Raw genomic sequence first — 18,587 nt, forward strand, 5'->3', positions numbered from 1 at the left:
TTCCCCTATAGGTACTTCCTGCGCATGACCGATCTCGCCCGCCCCGCCTTCCATGGTTTCGAGCAGCTGCCGCTGCGCGAATACGCCGAACGCGCCTACCTCGACTACTCCATGTACGTGGTGCTGGACCGCGCCCTGCCGTTCCTCGGCGACGGGCTCAAGCCGGTGCAGCGGCGCATCATCTATGCGATGAGCGAGCTGGGCCTGAACGCGACGGCCAAGCCGAAGAAGTCCGCGCGCACCGTCGGCGACGTGATCGGCAAATACCACCCGCACGGCGACAGCGCCTGCTACGAAGCGCTGGTGCTGATGGCGCAGCCGTTCTCCTACCGCTACCCGCTGATCGAAGGCCAGGGCAACTTCGGCTCCACCGACGACCCGAAGTCGTTCGCGGCGATGCGCTACACCGAGTCCAAGCTGACCCCGATCGCCGAAGTGCTGCTGGGCGAACTGGGCCAGGGCACGGTGGACTGGTCGCCGAACTTCGACGGCACCCTGGACGAGCCGACCTGGATGCCGGCGCGGCTGCCGCACCTGCTGCTCAACGGCACCACCGGCATCGCCGTGGGCATGGCCACCGACGTGCCGCCGCACAACCTCAACGAGATCGTCAGCGCGCTGATCCGCCTGCTCGACGACCCCGATGCCAGCGTCGCCGACCTGTGCGAGCACGTGCGCGGCCCGGACTACCCGACCACCGCCGAGATCATCACCCCGGCCGCCGACCTGCGCACCATTTACGAAACTGGCCATGGCAGCGTGCGCGCCCGCGCCACCTACCAGAAGGAAAACGCCAACATCGTGGTCACGGCGCTGCCCTACCAGGTGTCGCCGTCCAAGGTGATCGAGCAGATCGCGCAGCAGATGCGCGCCAAGAAGCTGCCGTGGCTGGAAGACATCCGCGACGAGTCCGATCACGCCAACCCGGTGCGGGTGGTGCTGGTGCCGCGCTCCAACCGGGTCGACGCCGAGCAGCTGATGGGTCACCTGTTCGCCACCACCGACCTGGAGCGCAGCTACCGGGTCAACCTCAACGTGATCGGCCTGGACGGCCGCCCGCAGGTCAAGAACCTCAAGACCCTGCTGGAGGAATGGCTGCGCTTCCGCAGCGACACCGTGGTGCGCCGCCTCAACCACCGGCTGGAGAAGGTCGAGCGCCGCCTGCACCTGTTGGAAGGGTTGCTGACCGCGTTCCTCAACCTGGACGAAGTGATCCGCATCATCCGCACCGAGGACGAGCCGAAGCCGGCGCTGATCGCGCGCTTCGGACTCAGCGAGGAACAGGCCGACTACATCCTGGAAACGCGCCTGCGCCAGCTGGCGCGGCTGGAAGAGATGAAGATCCGCGGCGAGCAGGACGCGCTGGCCAAGGAACGCGAGCAGCTGCAGGCGGTGCTGGCCAGCAAGACCAAGCTGAAGAAGCTGATCAAGGACGAGCTGATGGCCGACGCCAAGAAGTTCGGCGATGCGCGGCGTTCGCCGCTGGTGCAGCGCGGCGCGGCCCAGGCCATCGACGAGACCGAGCTGGTGCCGAGCGAGCCGATGACCGTGGTGATGTCGGAGAAGGGCTGGATCCGTGCGGCCAAGGGCCACGACGTGGACCCGGCGGCGCTGTCCTACCGCGACGGCGACGGCCTGCTGGCGGCGGTGCGCGCGCGCAGCACGCAGCAGGTGGCGTTCCTGGATTCGGAAGGCCGCGCCTATTCGACCCTGGTCCACACCCTGCCCTCGGCGCGCGGCAACGGCGAGCCGCTGACCGGACGCTTCTCGCCCGCGGCCGGTGCGTCGTTCCAGGCGTTGGCAAGCGGCGAGAGCGATTCCCGCCTGGTGCTGGCGTCCTCGCACGGCTACGGCTTCGTCACCCGCTTCGAGAACCTGACCAGCCGCAACAAGGCCGGCAAGGCCATGCTCAACCTGACCCCGAACGCCAAGGTGCTGCCGCCCGCGCCGGTGAGCGGCGCCGGCAGCGACCGCATCGTCGCGGTCACCAGCGCCGGCCACCTGCTGGCGTTCCCGGTCGCCGACCTGCCCGAGCTGGACAAGGGCAAGGGCAACAAGATCATCGACATCCCCAAGGCCAAGCTCAGCACCGAGCGGGTGGTGGCGATCGCCGCGGTGGCGCCGGGCAACACGCTGCTGGTCAAGAGCGGCCAGCGCACCATGTCGCTGTCGTTCAAGGACCTGGACGCCTACCTCGGCGCCCGCGCCAGCCGCGGCGGATTGCTGCCGCGCGGCTGGCAGAAGGTCGACGACCTGGCGGTGGAGTAAGCACCGCCTCGCAGGCAGGGCCCAGAGGACGGCGCGACAGCGTGCGCGCCGTTTCTCTAAGTCGTTTCGCCAGGTCGCACAGATGCCGGCGCCGCGTCGGTCCGCGCACCCTCGGCCGCAACCTGCGCGGTCGCCAGCGCGCGGATCCGCGCGGCCACGCCGGCATCGACGGGCGTGTAGACGATCATGCCCAGGTCCGGCCGGCCATCGACGGCGAAGGCCGAGTACTCCAGCGCGATCTCGCCGAGCAGCGGATGCCTGAGACGCTTTTCGCCATCGCCCTCGCCGTGGCTCAACACCTCGTGGTCGTGCCACAGGGCCGCGAACTCGGCGCTGCGCGCGCACAGTTCGGTCACCAGGGCCGCCGCGTCCGACGCGATGCCCGCACGCACCACGTCGGCACGAAACGCGCCCACCACGAAGCGTGCCACCCTCGCCCAATCGTGCTGCTTGGCACGCGTGGCGGGATGACAGAACAGGAAGCGCAGGATGTTGCGCTCGCCGACGGGGAGCTGGCCGTAGTCGGTCAGCACCACCGCCGCCGCGCGATTCCAGGCCACCACGTCCCAGGTCGGCGTCTTGACGATGGCCGGACTGGTTTCCAGCGCATCGAGGACGCGCTGCAGCCGCGGGTCGCCCCCCGCCACCGCGCGGTAGCGCACCTCCGGCTGGCGCCCCAGCGCGACCATGAACAGGTGGTCGCGTTCGGCCTCGGTCAGCAGCAGCGCGCCGGCGATGCGCTCCAGCACCTGCGCCGACGGCGCGCCCCCACGCCCCTGTTCCAGCCAGGTGTACCAGGTCGGGCTGATGTTGGCGCGCTGCGCGACTTCCTCGCGGCGCAGGCCCGGCGTGCGCCGACGGCCGGAGAAGCCGAAGCTGGCGGGATCGAGCCGGGTCCGGCGGCTGCGCAGGAAGTCGCCCAGGGAATGGGCTGGATCGGAATGCATGGCGAGCCTGTTAGTCGCTTTACTACGATGACGTCACTACTTTAACGGGATACGCCGATGCCGGAGAGTCGCTCGCACCGACACAACGGAGTGCACCATGCGTATCTTTCTGACCGGCGCGACCGGTTTCATCGGCTCGGCGCTGGTTCCCGAGCTGCTCCAGGCCGGCCATCGCGTGCTCGGCATGACCCGCTCGGAGGCCGGCGCACAGGCCCTGCGCGCGGCAGGCGCCGAGGTCCACCACGGCACGCTCGAGGATCCGGACAGCCTGGCGCGTGGCGCCGCGCAGGCCGATGCGGTGATCCACGCGGCGTTCGATCATGACTTCAGCAACTTCGCCACGAACTGCGAGAAGGACAGACGCGCGATCGCGGCCCTCGGCGCGGCGCTGCACGGCTCCGATCGCCCGCTGCTGATCACCTCGGGCACCGGCGTGGGCAGCGGCGAACACGGCGCGCCGGCCAGCGAGGACGTGTTCAACGCCACCCATCCGAATCCGCGCATCGCCTCCGAGCAGGCCGGCAACGCGTTGCTCGAGGCCGGGGTCAATGTCTCGGTGATGCGGCTGCCGCAGGTCCATACCCCGTATCGGCAAGGGCTGGTCACCCCGCTGGTGGCGATCGCGCGCGACAAGGGCGTGGTCGCCTATGTCGGCGACGGCAGCAACCGCTGGCCGGCCGGCCACCTGTCCGACGTGGTGCGGCTGTATCGTCTTGCGATCGAGAGGGCGCAGCCGGGCGCGCGTTATCACGCGGTGGGCGAGGAAGGCATCCGCAGCCGCGAGATCGCCGAGGCGCTGGGGCGCGGCCTGAGGCTGCCGGTGGTGTCGATCGCGCCAGGCGAGGCGGCCGCGCATTTCGGCTGGATGGCGATGTTCGTGCAACTCGACATGCCGGCCTCGAGCGCGCTGACCCAGGCCAGGCTCGGCTGGACGCCGACCGGCCCGACGCTGATCGCGGATCTCGACGCAGGCAAGTTCGCCGCCTAGCCGCGCGGTCGGGGCGGCATGTACAGCGTCCTGCGGGTGCCGCGCCTTGTCTGCGGACGCGTCGCTGCTGGCTCAAGCGGCGTCTGTCGACGCCTGCTTCGCGCTGTCATCCGCCGCCGCGCCGTCGCGCAGTTGTTCGATATGGCTGGCGATCATCGCCGCCACCGTATCGGCCACCGCGCGGGCGCTCAGGCGGGTGTCGAACAGCAACTCCACGGTCGCATAGATCAGGTCGACCACGATGCGGCTGACCAGGCGCAGTTGGCGCGGGTCGGCGTCGGGGAAGGCCTCGCTGAGGAAGCGCACCTGGCCCTTGGTCACCTGCGCATGCGAATCCAGGCGCACCTGCTGCAGCGCCGGCACCGCGCGCAATGCGCGCAGCACCCAGACACCGCCCTCGGTCGCCTTGGTGACGCGGTAGGTATCCAGCACCAGTCCGGCCAGCGCACGCTGCAGGTCCTCGCGCGTGCCGCTCATCGCCTGCAGGGTGATCCACTTGGGGATGAGCTGGTTCTGCCGCTCCATCAGCCGCCGGCCCAGTTCCGACAGCAGCGCGTACTTGTTGGGGAAATAGCGGTACAGCGCCGGCGGCGTCAGCCCGGCCCGCGCACACACCAGGTTGGTGGACAGCCGCTCCACGCCGACGTCGCCGAGCAGTTGCGCGGTGACCGAGAGGATCTGTTCGTAGGTCTCGGTGGCGCGATGCTGGGCCGGCACCTTGTTCCCGGTCAGGCGCGGGCGGTGCGGTGCGGGGGGGCGCGGCGTGTCGGCGGGCATGGGATCTCGATGGTGATGGCGCGGCAGAGGCCGCGTGGCGGCGCGCATCGCCGCGGTCCTGCGTGCGCGTCATGCGCCGCAGCGCCGCTGCACGCGCCGACATCGCATCTTACCGCGCGCCGTCCCTGGCCCATCGGCAGCGACGCTCAGCGCCGCGCCAGCCAGCCGCTGAGGCCGGCGGCCAAGCGCTGCTGCAAGGCAGTGTACGGAGGGAAAAACGCCTTGACGATCGGCAGGCGCCCGCCGTGCAGCAGCGCGCGTTCGTGCGAGAAGGTGCGAAAACCGTGCACGCCGTGCGCGCTGCCGAATCCCGAGGCGCCGACCCCGCCGAACGGCAGGCCGCTGTGCACGAACTGCTGCAGGCAGTGGTTGACCACCGCACTGCCGGAACTGGTGCGCGCCACTACCCGCGCGATGCCGGCGCGGTCGCGACTCCACAGGTACAGCGCCAGCGGCTTGGGCGCGGCATCGAGTCGGTCGAGCACCTCTTCCAGGTGCTCGAACTCGACCACCGGCAGCACCGGGCCGAAGATCTCTTCCTGCGCGATGCGCGCCTGCGCCGGCACCTGCGCCAGCAGCGTCGGCGCCACGTAGCGCCGTGCCGCGTCGTGCTCGCCACCGGCCAGCAGTTGCGCGCCATTGGCGCGCGCCTCGTCGATCAGCGCGGCCACGCGCGCGGCATGGGCCGGGTGGATCATGCGCGCCAGGTGCGGACTGGCGGCGACCGCCTGCGCGTCGGCACCGTAGCGCTGCACCAGCAGGGCGCGGCAGTGTTCGAGCAGGCGCGCGCTGACCTCGCGATGCACGAACAAGGTATCCGGGGCGATGCAGGTCTGTCCGGCATTGACCAGCTTGGCCCAGACGATCACCTCGGCGGCGCGGCGCAGGTCGGCGCTGCGGTCGACGATCACCGGCGACTTGCCGCCCAGTTCCAGCGTCACCGGCGTCAGCTGCCGCGCCGCCGCGGCCATCACCTGCCGGCCCACCGCCGCCGAGCCGGTGAAGAACACATGGTCGAACGGACAGGCCAGCAAGGCCTGCGCGGTGGCTGCACCGCCCTGCACCAGGGCCACCTCTTCCGGCGCGAATGCCTCGTCCAGCACCGCCTGCAGCACCGCATTGACCTGCGGGGTGAATTCGGATGGCTTGATCAGCGCCGTGTTGCCGGCGGCCAACGCCGACACCAGCGGCCCCAGCACGGTGGCGACCGGGTAGTTCCAGGGCCCGATGATCAGGCAGCGACCCTTGGGCTGGAACGCGATGCGCGCGCGCGTCCCCAGGGCAAGCAAGGTGGGCGAGACCTTGCGCGGACGCATCCAGCGCGGCAACTGCGCGATCGCGGTGGCGATCTCGTCGACCACCGGCAGCACTTCGGTCAACTCCACTTCCAGCGCCGGCTTGGCGAAATCGGCGGCGAAGGCGGCGATCAGCGCCTGCCGTCGCGCCAGCAGCGCATCGCGTAGCGCACGCAGGCGGGCGCGTCGCGCGCTCGCCGAGGCGCCGCGCCAGGCCAGCGCGGTGGCCTGCTGCGCGGCGAACAGCGCCGCGATCGTGTCCGGCGCGGTGTCCTGCACGGGCTCAGGCGACATCGCCGTTCTCCTGCCTGGCGGAGGTCGGCGACCCCGCTGCACGCAGCAGCGCCCTGCCCTGCGCCACGCGCGGCATGCCGGCACGCATCGCGGCGGCGATCAGCGCACGCGCATGGCGCCCATCACCCTGCATGCGAGCCGGCCTGCAAGGCAGTCGCATGGCGTTGCCGCCGGCCGATCCACAACGCCAGCAGCGCCGCGGCGAAAGCAAAGCCCAGGCCGACCAGCGGCACCGGCGCCGGATCGTCGGCGTGCAGCAGCAGCGAGGCCAGCAACGGCCCGCAGGCCGATCCGATCAATTGCGCGGCCGGCACCAGCACCGCCACCCGCCCCTGCGCATCGGCGCGCAGCGCCAGGCCGACATGGAACGGCATCAGGAACATCCAGGCGAAGCCGAACGCCACGCACACCGCGGCGAAGCCGAGTGCCGGCGCGCCGGGAACCCGGTACATCGCCGCGGCCACCAGGCACAGCGCCAGGCTGCCGAGGGTCAGCGTCGCCGTCACCGACAGCCGCCGCACCCAGTAAATCGCCGCCAGCCCGCCGACGATCTGCATGCCCAGCACCCACGAGGTCTGCAGTTGCGCCGCGTGCGCGTCCAGTCCCGCGCGCAGCGCCAGCGGCTCCAGGTAGGCCCACAACGCGCCGATCGCCGACATCTGCAGGAACGCTACCAGCAGCGGCGCCAGCGTCGCCGGCGACCAGCGCAGCCTGGCGGTGGCGGTCGTCGTGCACTGGGCGCCGGCAGCGGGGGCCTGGCTCGCCGCTGCCGGCAGTGCCGCCGCCAGCGGCAGCACCAGCAGGCAGGTCGCGGCCATCGCGACGAAACCGCCCTTCCAGCCGGCCGCCGGCAACACCCACAGCGCCAGCGCCGCCGCCAGCGCGATCTGCGCCAGCGCCTGCAGCACCATGAACACCGCGGTGACCCGGTCCGGGGTGGCCGCACGCACGATGCTGACCGTGGCCACCCAGACCAACACCCCTTCGGCCAGGCCGGCGGCCGCACGCAGCGCGACGAAGGCCGTATCGCCCTGCGCCTGCACCGTGGCGAGGTTCAGCGCCGCGGCCAGCAACGCCGCCACGATCGCCGTGGCACGCTGCCAGGACACCGGCAGCAGCGCATCGCCCAACGCCACGCCGATGCCCAGCGCGATGATCTCGCCCATCGCCACCACGCCCACACCGGGCAGCGTGATCAGGCGCTGCTCGACCAGCGCGCCGAGCACGATCGGCTGCACGCCGAGGATCAGCAGGGCGATGGCGCCGATCGACAACGCCGCCGCGAGCGGACGCGTGGCCTGGACGGCGCTTGCCGCGCTGGAAGACGGGGATGGCATGGCGGTCATCGCAGTGGACCCTCAGTAGCCTTTGCTTTCGGCAGGCAATTCGCCCGCCGCGAAAGCCGCGGCGGCACGCCGCTGGTCCTTGCGCAGGCGCCCGTTGGCGATGCGCCGGACCCACCAGGGCAGCTCCCGCACCCGGCCGCCGGTGGCCGCGGCGAGGACGTAGGCCTTGGCGCATTTTTCGAACAATTCCACGTTCAACGCCAGCCGCTGCGCGGTGATGCCCAGACACAGCGGGCGTGCGCCAAACAGCAAGACGCTGCCGCTGCCCGGCGCGGCCGTCGCCAACGCGTCGACCGCAGGAAACGGCGCCGGCATCGGCCCGATGTGTCGGGCCTGCTCGTCGAACACCTGCGGCAGCACGCCGCCGACGTCGCCCAAGCGCAGGCCGAACACGCCGGCCGACCAGGCGCTGGCGCCGACATCCGGACGCCGCGCGTACACCTGCGCGTGCACCTGCGCCGAGAGCGGCAGCGCCGGGTCGCGCCAGTCCAGCCACTGCGGCCGCTCCGCATCGCGCGCGCCGCAGCACATCGCCGTGGTGCCAGGACAACGCAGCGCCAGCGCCGCCGCATCATCGCCGAGCAGGCGCTTGGCGGCGAGCCGCTCGCGGGTCTGCAGCCACAGCGCTTCGATGTGCGAGAGAGTGGGCATGCGCTACACCAGCTTGAACACGTCGTCGAAGCGATTCAGCGCCTCGTCCACCACCGCATCGGTATCGGCGCGGCTGGTGTAGATGCGGCTGCCGGCCAGGGTGATCAGCCCGTGCGCGGAATACGCCGCGCCCATCTCCTCCATCATGTGCTTGCGCTCCTTGGCCTCGTTGCGCACGCGCCACAGCTTGTACAGGTTGCCGGTGTCCAGCAGCAGCACGCCGGAGGTCTGCAGGTGCACGATCGAGCCCATGTTGTAGACCACGTACGGCAGGCCGAGACGGCGGATGATCGCCTCCAGGCCCTGTCGCAGGCGATCGCCGGCGCGGCCGGCCTGGCCGGCGGCGTCACTGCGCTGCGCCTCCAGCAAGGCGTGGTAGCCGGCCACGCAGGACAGCGGATTGGCCGACAGCGTGCCGCCGACGAAGGCCCGCCGCGCGGTGGTGCCGATGCCGCCGACCAGGCTCATCATCACCTCGCGGCGGCCGCCGATCGCCCCGGCCATCGGATAGCCGCCGGCCAGGCATTTGCCGAGCACGGTGATGTCCGGCATGACCCCGAAGTAGCCCTGCGCGCCGCCCGGGCCGAGCCGGAAGCCGGTGACCACCTCGTCGAAGATCAGCAGCGCGCCGAACTCGTCGCAGAGCGTGCGTACCTGCCGGTTGTAGTCGTGATGCACTGGCCGCGTGCCGCTCTCCGGCCCGAGCGGTTCCAGCAGCACCGCCGCGGTGCCGCCGCGCAAACGGTTGAACTGCAGCTTGCGGCGCAGTGCCTCCAGATCGTTGGGGTGGCATTCCTGGGTGTAGGCGGTGGCGCCACGCGGGATGCCGATCGCCTCCATGCGCCCGGTGCCCGGCAGGCGCATGCCGTACACCAGCTGGTCGCTCCAGCCGTGGTAGGCGCCGCCGATCTTGATGATCCATTTCTTGCGGGTGTGGGTGCGGGCCAGGCGCACCGCGCCCATCACCGCCTCGGTGCCGGAGCCGAGCAGGCGCAGCATCTCCACCGCCGGCATGCTGGCGCAGACCAGTTCGGCCAGCTTGACCTCGTATTCGTGCAGCAGGCCGGTCACCGGGCCGCACTGGTCCAGCACGGCCTGCACGTGTTCGCGCAGTTCCGGCGGATTGGACCCGAGCAGGGTCGGGCCACCGGCCTGCAGGAAGTCGATGTAGCGGTTGCCGTCGACGTCGGTCAGGTACGCGCCCTCGGCGCTGTGCATCGCCAGCGGGAACGGATGGTTGAACGCCAGGTTGTGCTGCACGCCGCCGGGGATGACCTGCTTGGCCGCCTCGCCCAGGCGTTTGGAGCCCTGGCAACGCGCGTCGAAATAGCGCATCACCTTGGCCATGCCGGCGGCGCCGATCGGACGCATCGGCTGGTTCACCAGCGCATGGAAGCGCGCGTACAACTGGTCCACATCGGGCCACTGCGAAATGGCGGGGGTCTGGCTCATGGTCGGTGCCGGGCTCGGGGGAACGGAAACGGAAAGGGCGTGCATGCGCTCAGGCCTCCAGGGCAATGAGAACGGCGCGCAACGGCGCGGCCAGGCCGGTGTCGTGCAGGGCGCGGCGGCGGATGCGGCGTGTCAGGTGTTCGCGCGCCACCTGCTCCAGCGCATCGACCGCCGCCACCGCCTGCTCCAGGCTGCGGCCGCAGCACAGCACGCCGTGGTTGCGCATCAGATAGGCATTGCGCGATGGGCGCAGTTGCCGCGCCAGCAGCCAGGCCAACAGCCCGGTGCCGGACGGGAAGTAACCGACCATCGGCACGCTGTGGCCGATCGTCACCTGCAACGCCGGGTCCTCCACCGGCAGCGCCACACCGAGCAGTGCGCAGGCGCTGGCCACCGGCTGATGGGTGTGGATGCTGCAGGCCACATCGGGCCGGCGGCGCAGCACCTGCGCATGCAGCCCGGTCTCCACCGACGGCGTGGCGGCGCCATCCAGTTGCCGCAGGTCGGCCAGGCGCACCACGCAGATGTCTTCGGCGCGCATCGCCAGGTAATCGATGGCCGAGGGCGTCACCGCGAAGCGCTCGGCGTCCAGGCGCAAGGCGACGTTGCCGCCGGTGCCGGCCAGATAGCCGCGCCGCGACAGGTCCACGCACAGCGCGACCACGCGCGCGCGTTGTTCATGGGCAAACATGCTGGGGCACCTCCGGCACGCTCTCTGGAAGGGGATTCATGCGCCGGTAGATCGGCGCCAGGGTGCGCTGCAACTCGCGGAACGTCGCATAGCGGTCGTCGTACAGCCCGCGCGTGGCCGCAGACGGTTCGTACACCCGGCGCGCACGTTGCAGCGCCGGCAGGTCGGCGAAGCGCAGCCGGCCCAGGCCCACGCCGGCGATGAAGGTGGCGCCGATCGCATTGGCCTGGATCGGGTTGTGCAGTTGCCGGATCGGCTGGCCGCTGACGTCGGCGATGATCTGGCACCACAGGTCCGACTGCGCGCCGCCGCCGACCGCGGCGACCACCCCGGGATCGCGGCCGAGCAGGCGCGCGAACGGCTCCATCATCCAGCGCGTATTCAACGCCACGCCTTCCATGAAGGCGCGGATGATGTCCTCGCGGGTGTGCATCAGCGACAGGTTGACCAGCCCGGCGCGCAGGCTGTGGTCCTCCACCGGGGTGCGCTCGCCGAACAGCCACGGCATGTACACCAGGCCGTTGGCCCCGGGCGGCACCCGCGCGGCGATGACGTTGAGCACCTCGTACACGTCGGGGCGTTCTTCGTCGCGCAGCAGTTCGTCGGGATGGAACAGGATGCGGTCGCGCAGGAACGACAGGTTGGCGCCGGCGGTGGACTGCAGCGCGGTGGCCAGGTAGCGCCCGCTCACCGCGCACGGCACCGCGGCGATATTGCTGAACACGTCGGTCTTCATCCGCGGCACGTGCGCGCCCAGCCACGACGAAGTGCCCAGGTACAGATGCGCGGCGTAGTCCTCGACGGCCGCGGCCACCGCCACCGCCGAGTTGTCGATGGCGCCGGCGATCACCCGGGTCTGCGGCGACAGGCCCAGTTGCGCGGCCACGCCCGGCAGCAGCGGCCCCAGCACCTCGGTCGAGGCCACCAGGTCCGGCAGCTTGTCGCGCTCGATGCCGAGCAGCCGCAGCAGGCCGTCGTCGTAGCGGATGCGCATCGGGTCGCGGTTGTCGGTGACCCAGGTGGTGAGCACCGAATCGGCGGTGGCGCAGAAGCGCCCGGTCAGGCGCAGGTTGAGATAGTCCAGCGCGTTGAGGAACTTGTGCGTGCGCTGGTAGCGCTGCGGCTCGTGGTCGCGCAGGTAGGCGATGTGGCCGGCGCAATCCTTGCCGCTGCCGGCCGGCGCGCCGCCGCTCAGGCGCAGCCAGCGCAGCAGTTTCAGCGGCGCATAGCCGCGCACGTTGAGCCAGCGCCCGCGCAGGCGCCGCGCGATCGCCGCCTGCCCGCGCATGTCCAGCCACAGCATCGCGTTGCCCAGCGCGCGGCCGTCGCGGTCCACGCACACGGTGCACTCGCCCTGGGTCGAGCAGCACACCGCGGTCACCCGCCGGCGCAGCGCCTCGCCCCCCTGCAGCACCGCCGCAGCGGTGACCAGCAGCGCGTTCCACCAGTCGCGCGGATCCTGCTCGGCGCACACGCCATGCACGTGCAGCGGCACCGGCTCGAACGCCCAGGCGATCACCTGGCCGTCCAGGGTGACCAGCGCGCACTTGCAGCCGGAGGTTCCCAGGTCCACCGCCAGCACCAGTGGCTGGTCGCCGCCCCGGTCGGCATCGAGCAGTTCGCTGCGCATCGGTCAGAACGTGTAGCCGATCGAGGCGACCAGGGTGTCGCCATCGGTCTTGCGGATGCGCGCGCCGTCCTGCACCCAGTACAGCTCGTGCGCGTTGACCCGGGTGCTGACCCAGTCCAGGTTCCAGTCCAGGCCCCAACGCTTGTGGGTGATGCCGATCTGGTAGTCGGCGAAGCTGCCCTCGCTGAAATTGCGCAGCTTCTGGTAGCCGGCGTGCAGGCGCAGCGTGGTCGACGGCAATACCGACGGCAGCAGCGGCGTCTGGTAGTTGAGATCGCCCAGCAGCGTGCCGCGCGAGTCGTGCTCGCCACGGGCGAAGCAGCGCAGCGCCGTCGTCGGGTCGGCGGCGAACTGCAGGATCTGCGCGCACACGCCACCGGTGTCGGCACCGCGGTAGGTCTTGGAGAACACGTACAACAGGCGGCCCTCGACCGCGCCGTAGCCGAGTTCGAGCACGCCGAAATTGCTATCGTAGTCGGTGCGGCGGATGTCCGCCGGGGTGCCGGTCTGCAGATCGATCTGATGCGGGGCCAGGAAACTGGCGCCCGGGAACCGTTCCGTGGCCAGGCCGACACCGGCATGCCAGGCATCGGGATTGCCGAAGCGGTAGCCGGCCGCGGCGGTGATGCCCAGGCCGTCGCCATCGAGGAACTGTTTCTTGCTGACCTTGGCCACCTCCAGCAGCGCGACGAAGCCGCTGGCGTGCACGAACTGGGTGGTCCACTTCAGCGACGGGCGCATCAGCGAGTCGGACACGCCGCGCGTGCGCTGCTCGCTCATCAGCTTGATCTGGTTCTGGAACTCGTAGTTGACCATGCCATCGGCGTCGGCCTGCTGGGCGTGGGCCCGGGCGCAGCACGCGCCGTGCAGGGCCAGTGCGCCCGCGAGGGTCGCCATGAAGCGGACTGCAGTCATCTCAATCTCCCCTGGTTCGCTGAGGTGGGACGCGCGGCGACCGGCGGCGGCCCGCACGTCGATGGCGCCGGCGCGTTGCGCGCGCGGCAGGTGGACTACTTGGCGCAGACCGGCGTGCTGGGCAGCGCCTGCACGCGGGTGAAGCGCTCGGTCTCGCCGAGCACTTCCACACCGACGAAGGCGCGCAGGTCCAGCGATTTGCCGCTGGCGCGCAGCGTGGCCTTGTAGCGCTTGCCGCTGCGCGGATCGAAGGCCCAGCCGTCGCGCCAGGTGTCGCCGTCTTCGCGCGCCAGACGTGCGATCTGCACGCCGCAGGTATCGGTGGCGGTGCCGGCGTCCTTGTCCCAGACGATGCGTCCGCACAAGGCCGTGGCCGCATCCGCGCAGGGTGCGAACTCCACCACCGCGTCCTTGGCCGCGGTCAGCCACAGCCCCTGCGCCGAGGCGGATGCGGCGCCTGCCGCAGCCGGCGCCAGCAACCACCCCGCTACGACCACACCGACCACGCCGTACCGCTTGATTCCCGGACTCGCCTGCATCGAACGCCCCCTCGCCATCGCGCAATTAAGTAGTGAAAACTACCGTATAGCGATCACTACCGTTTTGCAAGCATTGTCCGCGCGGCGTTCGCCGCAGGCGCGACGAAGCGCGCAACCGCCCGGATTTGAAGGGATTACCTGAGCGGCGCCCTGCGTGCGCCAGCCGATGTTTGCGGCATCGCAACAGCCGACAGCGAACACATCGGCGCACGTCACGGTCACGGCATCGCAGTGCATGCGGCGAATGCGTCGGCCACACCAGCCAACGCCACAGCCGAGCGCGGCGCGCCGCCCGACTCGATCGGCAGTTTCAAAAAACGAGGAGGACAGAACGCTGGTCGGGGTTTGCGGCCAGCAGGCTGCAGCGGCAATCGGCACGGCATCGAAAGTGGGGCCGCCGCGCATACGGAGCGGCACTGCCGATGCAGGCCAGTGCGAGAGGTGGCGACCGGCACGAGCGGCCGGTCGCAGGCAGCCGGCGATGGCACGGCCGCGGTAGCGGGGACTCCCCGCTCAATGCATCGGCGCCTCCCGCAATCGGGAGGCGCGCGCCTGGATCAGGCGTCCTTGCCGGACACGTGCCCGTCGATCTTCGAGGTCTGGTACAGCGCCATGCCAATGCGCTTGATCAGGCCGAGCTGCTGCTCCAGCCACCAGGCATGGTCTTCCTCGGTGTCGCGCAATTGCGCCAGCAGCACGTCGCGGCTGACGTAGTCGCCGTGCTGCTCGCACAGCTTCATGCCCGCGGCCAGGTTGGCGCGCACTTCGTACTCGACCTTCAGGTCCTTCTCCAGCATTTCCTCGACCGTGCGCCCGGGTTCGAAGGCATGCGGGCGCATGTCCGGGTCGCCTTCCAGGAACAGGATGCGCCGCAGCAGTGCATCGGCGTGCTCGGTCTCCTCTTCCATCTCGTGGTTGATGCGTTCGTACAGCGCCAGCAGGCCCTGGTCCTCGTAACGCCGCGAGTGGATGAAATACTGGTCGCGCGCGGCCAGTTCGCCGCGCAGCAGCTCCTTGAGGCATTGCACAACGTCGGGGTGTCCCTTCATGGGGCGGGCTCCGTGGGGTCGACTGAGGGCGCCATAGTGCCCGATGCCGCCGCGCCGCGTTCCAATCGGAATCATTCACATCCCGAGTCGCACCACCCACGATGCGTGACCCTGCGCACAGCGCGCCGCGCCTACGCGGGAACGACACGCACGCGTGTCTAGAATCGGAGACTTGCCACCGGAGAGAGAGACGATGCGCGGTCGATGGAAACGCCTGCTGCTGGGCACGCTGCTGCTGGCGGCCGCCCTAGTCCTGGGCATCTGGCTGCTGCTGCGCGGCAGCCTGGCCGCGCTGGACGGCAAGGCGCCGCTGCAAGGACTGCGGGCGCCGGTGAGCATCCAGCGCGACGCACTGGGCACGGTCACCATCGAGGCCGCCGACGAAGCCGATGCGATGCGCGCGCTCGGCTACGTGCATGCGCAGGAGCGCTTCTTCGAGATGGACCTGCTGCGCCGCGCCGCCGCCGGCGAACTGTCCGAGCTGGTCGGCCCGCACGCGCTGGGCGTGGACAAGGCGCGCCGTGCGCAGCGCCTACGCGCCCGCAGCAGCGCGCAACTGGCCGCGTTCGCCGGCACGCACGCGGCGGCGCTGCAGGCCTACAGCGCCGGCGTCAACCAGGGCCTGCACGCGCTGCGGGTGCGGCCGTGGCCGTACCTGTTGCTGTTCGCCGCGCCGCGCGACTGGCAGCCGGTGGATTCGGCGCTGGCCGGGCAGGCGATGTACTTCGACCTGCAAGGCAAGCAGCTCGATCGCAAGCTGGAGCTGTACCGGCTGCAGCAGCGCTTGCCCGCGCCGCTGTACGCCCTGCTGCGCCACGAAGGCAGCAGTTGGGACGCCGCGCTGGATGGCAGCGCGGTCGGCGACGCGGTGTTGCCCGACGCCGGTCAGGTCGATCTGCGCAGGCTGCCGGATGGGGCCGCGCAGGCCAACGCCGACGCGGTGGCTCCTACCGCGCCCGGCAGCAACAACTGGGCGATTGCCGGCAGCCGCACCGCCGACGGCCGCGCCATCGTCGCCAACGACATGCACCTGGCCCTGCGCGCGCCCAGCCTGTGGTTCCGGGTGCGCCTGCGCTATGCCGATGCGCAGGCGCCGGGCGGCCGCGTGGACGTGTCGGGCTTCTCCCTGCCCGGCCTGCCGGCGGTGATCGTCGGCAGCAACGGCCACATCGCCTGGGGCTTCACCAACAGCTATGCCGATACCGCCGACTGGTACCGGCTCACGCCCTGCGCCGCGACGCCGCAGCCCGGCTGCACGCCGGTCACCGTGCGCAACGAACGGATCCGGGTGTCGGGCGCGCCCGACACCATGCTGCAGGTGGAAGACACCGCCTACGGTCCGATCCTGCAGCATGAACCCGACGGCAGCGCCCTGGCATTGCGCTGGGCGGCGCAACTGCCGGGTGCGCTGAACCTGGGCCTGGCCGACTTCGCCCGCGTCACGTCCCTCCCCGATGCCTTCGCCCACGCGCAACGCATCGCCACGCCCGCGCAGAACCTGGTGCTGGCCGACCGCGACGGCCACATCGGCTGGCGCGTGCTCGGCCCGCTGCCGCTGCGCGGCGCGCATTGCGCAGCCGACGCAGTCATGCACGACGTGCGCGCGTCGGTGCCGGCGGACGCGCGCTGCGCGCCGTGGCCGCTGTCCACCATCCAATCGCCGCAGCGCATCGATCCCGCCGACGGGCAACTGTGGACCGCCAATGCCCGCGTGGTCGGCGGCGCCGAACTGGCACCGCTCGGCGACGGCGGCTACGCGCTGGGCGCACGCGCACAGCAGATCCGCGACGACCTGCGCCTGCATCCGCACCTCGACGAACGGCAGTTGCTGGCGATCCAGCTCGACGACCGCGCCCTGTTCCTGCAGCGCTGGTGGGCGCTGCTGCAGCAACGCGATGCCGGTGCGGCGACGCCAGCGCTGCACGCCGTGGCGAAGGCGGCCAAGCACTGGGAAGGCCGCGCCAGCACCGGCTCGGTGAGCTATACCCTGGTGCGCGCCTGGCGCCTGGCGGTGCTGACCCGGATCCGCGACGGCCTGATCGCACCGGCGCGTACAGGATCGGACGCCGATGCCGCGCCCCCGGCGCTGCCGCAACTGGAAGGCGTGGCCTGGCCGCTGCTGCAGCAACAGCCGCTACACCTGCTGCCGCGCCGCTACGGCAGCTGGCAGGCGCTGCTGGAAGACGCCGCCGCAGAGGTGCGCACGACGCTGCAGGCCGAAGGCCCGCTGGACACGCGCCGCTGGGGCCTGGAGAACCGCGCGGCGATCTGCCATCCGCTGGCGCAGGGCCTGCCCGGGCCGCTGCGCGGCTGGCTGTGCATGCCGGACACCCCGCTCCCCGGCGACGACAACATGCCGCGGGTGCAGCGCCCGGAATTCGGCGCCTCCGAACGCATGGTGGTGGCGCCCGGCCACGAAGCCGACGGCATCGTGCACATGCCGGGCGGCCAGAGCGGCCACCCGCTGTCGCCGTTCTGGGGCGCCGGCCACGCCGACTGGGTGCAGGGCCGTGCCACAAAGTTCCTGCCTGGCCCGACCCGGTACACGCTGACATTAAGCCCGACCGCACCACAATGACCTGATCTCGGTCCGCGCTGGCGCCTGTCCGCCTGCGCCGGCCTGCCGCCTTCCCCCCACTGCCGAGTCTGCCTACCGATGAAGCGCCCTCCCCTGCTCGCCCTGTTGCTGCCGCTCGCCGCGGCCGTGTCGTTCTCCGCCAGCGCCGCGCCGGCTGCCGACGCGCCCACTGCCGCCGCCGACTGCAGCGTGCGCGCCGAACCCGGCGACGACCTGCAGGCCGCGATCGATCGCGTCCCCAACGACGGCAAGCCCGCCACCGTGTGTCTGAGCGCGGGCGAGTTCCCGGTGAGCAAGCTGATCTCGATCCAGCGCGACGGCCTGCGCCTGCGCGGCCAGGGCGACAGCACCGTGCTGCGCATGCGCGACCACGTGCAGCAACCCACCATCGTGATCGGCGACTACCAGAACGAGCGCCCGATCCGGCCGATCCGCGACGTGCGCGTGGAGCAGTTGCAGATCGTCGGCGGCACCATCGACAAGGAGTTCATGCCCGAACGCCCGTACCTGAGCAACAGCCTGGTGGTGGTGCGCAACGGCCAGAACATCCAGCTGACCCACCTGCGGGTGAGCAAGTGCCGCAGCGCCTGCCTGCTCAGCGAGTTCGACAGCCGCGACCTGCTGATCGCGCACAACGACGTGTCCGGCGCGACCTGGGACGGGGTGTCGTTCAACCGCACCGCCAAGGTCAAACTGATCGACAACGTGATCCACGACAATGTCGCCGCCGGCATCACCACCGAGCACCTGGAAGACAGCGAGATCCGCGACAACCGCCTGGAGCGCAACGGCAGCCAGGGCGTGTACCTGGCCGACGCACGCCGCAACCTGTTCGCGGGCAACCAGTTCATCGACAACAAGGGCGCCGGGCTCTACCTGACCTGCTCGATCCGCCAGCGCACGCCGCAGATCCTGTGCTGGGACAACAGCATGAGCCAGGACAACACCTTCGAGAACAACACCTTCCGCGGCAATCCCTACACCTACACCATCGGCGTGGACAGCGCGGCCAACTGCACCGGCCCGGACTTCCGCCCCAACCTGTGGCGCAAGAACAACCAGGCCGATGCCTCGGGCATCGACATCCAGCCCGAACGCTACGGCCACTGCGTGCGCTTCGAGTAGGCGCACGCGGGGCCGCCGCGCCGCCACCGCTGCCTCGGCAGG

16 protein-coding genes are annotated in these 18,587 nt (G+C 70.9%); 4 read left to right on the forward strand and 12 right to left on the reverse strand.

From position 1 onward, the window contains the following. The first annotated feature begins 24 nt into the window (after positions 1-24). A complete protein-coding gene (gene parC / locus AC1PLR_RS13490) occupies positions 25-2,268 on the forward strand; it encodes a DNA topoisomerase IV subunit A (RefSeq protein WP_481101308.1) in 2,244 nt (747 codons plus the stop codon). Between the two features lie 56 nt (positions 2,269-2,324). Here the strand turns inward: parC and AC1PLR_RS13495 are convergent, their stop codons facing one another. After that, entirely contained in the window at positions 2,325-3,215 is an 891-nt protein-coding gene (locus tag AC1PLR_RS13495) for a helix-turn-helix transcriptional regulator (protein ID WP_481101309.1), read from the reverse strand. 97 nt (positions 3,216-3,312) lie between these two features. Between AC1PLR_RS13495 and AC1PLR_RS13500 the strand changes: the two genes are divergently transcribed. Then, positions 3,313-4,203: an SDR family oxidoreductase gene (locus tag AC1PLR_RS13500; RefSeq protein WP_481101310.1), complete on the forward strand. Its 891-nt coding sequence runs from the start codon at positions 3,313-3,315 to the stop codon at positions 4,201-4,203. Positions 4,204-4,275: 72 nt separating this feature from the next. Here AC1PLR_RS13500 and AC1PLR_RS13505 read toward each other — a convergent pair whose 3' ends face one another. From AC1PLR_RS13505 to bfr, 11 genes are all read right to left on the reverse strand, one after another. Beyond that, positions 4,276-4,980, reverse strand: coding sequence for a TetR/AcrR family transcriptional regulator (locus AC1PLR_RS13505; RefSeq protein WP_481101311.1), 705 nt, complete (start codon positions 4,978-4,980; stop codon positions 4,276-4,278). Between the two features lie 146 nt (positions 4,981-5,126). Next, positions 5,127-6,569: an aldehyde dehydrogenase family protein gene (locus tag AC1PLR_RS13510; RefSeq protein ID WP_481101312.1), complete on the reverse strand. Its 1,443-nt coding sequence runs from the start codon at positions 6,567-6,569 to the stop codon at positions 5,127-5,129. Then, positions 6,559-6,702 carry a hypothetical protein gene (locus AC1PLR_RS13515; protein WP_481101313.1) on the reverse strand — a complete coding sequence of 48 codons (144 nt, stop codon included), beginning with the start codon at positions 6,700-6,702 and terminating at the stop codon, positions 6,559-6,561. Before AC1PLR_RS13515 ends, AC1PLR_RS13510 begins: the two co-directional genes overlap by 11 nt. After that, a complete protein-coding gene (locus AC1PLR_RS13520) occupies positions 6,692-7,843 on the reverse strand; it encodes an MFS transporter (protein ID WP_481103596.1) in 1,152 nt (383 codons plus the stop codon). Before AC1PLR_RS13520 ends, AC1PLR_RS13515 begins: the two co-directional genes overlap by 11 nt. An 84-nt stretch (positions 7,844-7,927) precedes the next feature. Continuing rightward, entirely contained in the window at positions 7,928-8,566 is a 639-nt protein-coding gene (locus AC1PLR_RS13525; protein ID WP_481101314.1) for a hypothetical protein, read from the reverse strand. Between the two features lie 3 nt (positions 8,567-8,569). Then, on the reverse strand, positions 8,570-10,018 hold the full coding sequence (locus tag AC1PLR_RS13530) for an aspartate aminotransferase family protein (RefSeq protein ID WP_481101315.1): 1,449 nt from the start codon (positions 10,016-10,018) through the stop codon (positions 8,570-8,572). A 49-nt stretch (positions 10,019-10,067) separates the two neighbouring features. Then, positions 10,068-10,709 (reverse strand): class II aldolase/adducin family protein, encoded by a 642-nt coding sequence (locus AC1PLR_RS13535; RefSeq protein WP_481101316.1) that lies wholly within the window; start codon positions 10,707-10,709, stop codon positions 10,068-10,070. Continuing rightward, positions 10,696-12,339 (reverse strand): xylulokinase, encoded by a 1,644-nt coding sequence (locus tag AC1PLR_RS13540; protein ID WP_481101317.1) that lies wholly within the window; start codon positions 12,337-12,339, stop codon positions 10,696-10,698. The genes AC1PLR_RS13535 and AC1PLR_RS13540 overlap by 14 nt, the downstream gene beginning before the upstream one ends. A 3-nt stretch (positions 12,340-12,342) precedes the next feature. After that, positions 12,343-13,236 (reverse strand): TorF family putative porin, encoded by an 894-nt coding sequence (locus tag AC1PLR_RS13545; RefSeq protein ID WP_481100369.1) that lies wholly within the window; start codon positions 13,234-13,236, stop codon positions 12,343-12,345. Between the two features lie 113 nt (positions 13,237-13,349). Further along, entirely contained in the window at positions 13,350-13,793 is a 444-nt protein-coding gene (locus AC1PLR_RS13550; protein WP_481101318.1) for a DUF2147 domain-containing protein, read from the reverse strand. Positions 13,794-14,350: 557 nt separating this feature from the next. After that, complete coding sequence (gene bfr / locus AC1PLR_RS13555) at positions 14,351-14,842, reverse strand: bacterioferritin (protein ID WP_026143459.1); 492 nt, start codon at positions 14,840-14,842, stop codon at positions 14,351-14,353. 193 nt (positions 14,843-15,035) lie between these two features. Here bfr and AC1PLR_RS13560 point away from each other — a divergent pair, with 193 nt between their 5' ends. Next, on the forward strand, positions 15,036-17,420 hold the full coding sequence (locus tag AC1PLR_RS13560) for a penicillin acylase family protein (protein ID WP_481101319.1): 2,385 nt from the start codon (positions 15,036-15,038) through the stop codon (positions 17,418-17,420). A gap of 78 nt (positions 17,421-17,498) precedes the next feature. After that, on the forward strand, positions 17,499-18,545 hold the full coding sequence (locus tag AC1PLR_RS13565) for a right-handed parallel beta-helix repeat-containing protein (RefSeq protein ID WP_209244296.1): 1,047 nt from the start codon (positions 17,499-17,501) through the stop codon (positions 18,543-18,545). The last annotated feature ends 42 nt before the right edge of the window (positions 18,546-18,587 follow it).

This window comes from Xanthomonas sp. NCPPB 3570, from assembly GCF_056725115.1.

Excerpts from the sequence above, each read along its gene's own strand:
- parC (WP_481101308.1), top strand. The coding sequence starts at position 25 with ATGACCGATCTCGCCCGCCCCGCCTTCCATGGTTTCGAGCAGCTGCCG.
- AC1PLR_RS13495 (WP_481101309.1), bottom strand. The coding sequence starts at position 3,215 with ATGCATTCCGATCCAGCCCATTCCCTGGGCGACTTCCTGCGCAGCCGC.
- AC1PLR_RS13500 (WP_481101310.1), top strand. The coding sequence starts at position 3,313 with ATGCGTATCTTTCTGACCGGCGCGACCGGTTTCATCGGCTCGGCGCTG.
- AC1PLR_RS13505 (WP_481101311.1), bottom strand. The coding sequence starts at position 4,980 with ATGCCCGCCGACACGCCGCGCCCCCCCGCACCGCACCGCCCGCGCCTG.
- AC1PLR_RS13510 (WP_481101312.1), bottom strand. The coding sequence starts at position 6,569 with ATGTCGCCTGAGCCCGTGCAGGACACCGCGCCGGACACGATCGCGGCG.
- AC1PLR_RS13515 (WP_481101313.1), bottom strand. The coding sequence starts at position 6,702 with ATGCAGGGTGATGGGCGCCATGCGCGTGCGCTGATCGCCGCCGCGATG.
- AC1PLR_RS13525 (WP_481101314.1), bottom strand. The coding sequence starts at position 8,566 with ATGCCCACTCTCTCGCACATCGAAGCGCTGTGGCTGCAGACCCGCGAG.
- AC1PLR_RS13530 (WP_481101315.1), bottom strand. The coding sequence starts at position 10,018 with ATGAGCCAGACCCCCGCCATTTCGCAGTGGCCCGATGTGGACCAGTTG.
- AC1PLR_RS13535 (WP_481101316.1), bottom strand. The coding sequence starts at position 10,709 with ATGTTTGCCCATGAACAACGCGCGCGCGTGGTCGCGCTGTGCGTGGAC.
- AC1PLR_RS13540 (WP_481101317.1), bottom strand. The coding sequence starts at position 12,339 with ATGCGCAGCGAACTGCTCGATGCCGACCGGGGCGGCGACCAGCCACTG.
- AC1PLR_RS13545 (WP_481100369.1), bottom strand. The coding sequence starts at position 13,236 with ATGGCGACCCTCGCGGGCGCACTGGCCCTGCACGGCGCGTGCTGCGCC.
- AC1PLR_RS13550 (WP_481101318.1), bottom strand. The coding sequence starts at position 13,793 with ATGCAGGCGAGTCCGGGAATCAAGCGGTACGGCGTGGTCGGTGTGGTC.
- bfr (WP_026143459.1), bottom strand. The coding sequence starts at position 14,842 with ATGAAGGGACACCCCGACGTTGTGCAATGCCTCAAGGAGCTGCTGCGC.
- AC1PLR_RS13560 (WP_481101319.1), top strand. The coding sequence starts at position 15,036 with ATGCGCGGTCGATGGAAACGCCTGCTGCTGGGCACGCTGCTGCTGGCG.
- AC1PLR_RS13565 (WP_209244296.1), top strand. The coding sequence starts at position 17,499 with ATGAAGCGCCCTCCCCTGCTCGCCCTGTTGCTGCCGCTCGCCGCGGCC.